General features: G+C 73.9%; 2 protein-coding genes. Both read left to right on the top strand.

Translation table 11 applies throughout. From position 1 onward, the window contains the following. Window positions 1–568: acyl-CoA thioesterase domain-containing protein (locus tag HW445_RS29495; RefSeq protein ID WP_180223881.1), on the top strand; the 568-nt coding region annotated here is incomplete at its 5' end. 25 nt (window positions 569–593) lie between these two features. Beyond that, entirely contained in the window at window positions 594–1,769 is a 1,176-nt protein-coding gene (locus HW445_RS29490) for a lactate 2-monooxygenase (RefSeq protein ID WP_374939718.1), read from the top strand. Window positions 1,770–1,803 lie beyond the last annotated feature (34 nt).

Below are 1,803 nucleotides of genomic sequence, written 5' to 3'. Positions count from 1 at the left end.
GACCACCGAGCGGATCCGCGACGGCCGTCGCATCCGCGTGGCCGACGCCGTGGTCCACGGCGCGAACGGCGTCGTCGCCCGCGCGAGCGCCGTGCTGCTGCGCCGCGGCGAGCAGCCCGCGGGCGAGGTCCCGGCGACCGCGGACTGGGACGCCCCGCCGCCCGAGGAGATCGCGCCCGTGCGGCACGGAATGCCGTGGAACTTCTGGCAGTTCGACGGCGGCAACCGCCCCGTGACGAGCTGGCGCGACGTCGCCGTCCGCCGGGCGTGGCTGCGCGACGAGGCCGACCTGGTCGCCGGCGAGGCGCTCTCCCCGTTCGTCCGGGTGGCCCTGGCCGCCGACACCTCCAGCCCGATGTCCCACCGGTCGGACGACGACCTGGAGTTCATCAACGCCGACTACACGCTGACACTGGCTCGTCTCCCGCTCAGCGACGCCATAGGGTTCCAGGCCACGGCGCACAGCAGCGAGGACGGCGTCGCGGTCGGCCACTGCACCCTGTACGACACCGCCGGCCCGATCGGTTACTCCATGACCACCGCTCTCGCCAACAGCCGCCGGAGCTGACGTCCCACCCTCGTCGTCCAAGGAGATCCCCGTGCCCAACCACGGTGACTGGCAACTCGGCGTCTACCTCGACGGTCTGACCGGCAAGGTGCCCGACCTCCCCATGTCCTACGCCGAACTCGAGCGCCGCGCGGAGCGGCTGATGCCTCCGGAGCTGTGGTCGTACGTGGCGGGCGGGGCTGGCGACGAGCGGACCCAGGACGCCAACGTGTCGGCCTTCGACCGGTGGGGGCTGATGCCCCGCATGCTCGCCGGGGCCGCCGAACGCGACCTGTCCACCGAGCTGTTCGGCCGCCGGCTGCCGACGCCGCTGATGTTCGCCCCGGTCGGCGTGGTCGGCCTGTGCGACCTGGCGGAGGGCCGGGGCGACCTGCTCACCGCCCGCGCCGCCGCCGCGACCGGCGTCCCGATGATCGCCTCCACGCTCTCCCAGGACCCGATGGAGGACGTGGCGCGCGAACTCGGCGACACCCCGGGCTGGTTCCAGCTGTATCCGCCCAACGACCGCGAGCTGACGGAGAGTCTGGTCCGCCGGGCGGAGGCGGCCGGCTACTCGGCGATCGTCGTCACCCTGGACACCCTCACCCTGGGCTGGCGTCCCCGCGACCTGTCCATCGCCGGCTTCCCCCAGCTCAAGGGCCAGTGCCTGGCCAACTACTTCAGCGACCCGGTCTTCCGCTCCCGGCTGGCCGCCCCGCCGGAGGAGGACCCGGAGGCCGCCACCGGACACTGGGCGATGATCTTCGGCAACCAGCGTCTGACCTGGGACGACCTGGACTGGCTGCGTTCCCTCACCTCCCTCCCGGTGCTCCTCAAGGGCATCTGCTCCCCCGAGGACGCCCGCCGCGCCGTGGACAGCGGCGTCGACGGCGTCTACTGCTCCAACCACGGCGGCCGCCAGGCCAACGGCGGCCTCCCCGCCCTGGACTGCCTGCCGGAGGTGGTCGACGCGGCCGGTGACGTGCCGGTGATCTTCGACTCGGGCGTCCGCGGCGGCCCCGACGTGATCAAGGCCCTCGCCCTGGGCGCCCGCGCGGTGGCGATCGGCCGCCCGTACGCCTACGGCCTCGCCGTCGGCGGCCGGGCCGGTGTCGAGCACGTCGTCCGCTGCCTCCTCGCGGAACTCGACCTCACCCTCGCCATCGACGGCTACGCCTCCACCGCCGCCCTCGCCCGCGGCGACCTGCGGCCGGTGCGGTGAGACCGTGACCTGGGAGGACTACGGCGGCGCCCTG

Source organism: Streptomyces sp. UH6, from assembly GCF_013421635.1.
Classification (GTDB): Bacteria; Actinomycetota; Actinomycetes; order Streptomycetales; family Streptomycetaceae; genus Streptomyces; species Streptomyces abyssomicinicus.
This window is presented reverse-complemented; position numbering and strand designations above follow the sequence as displayed.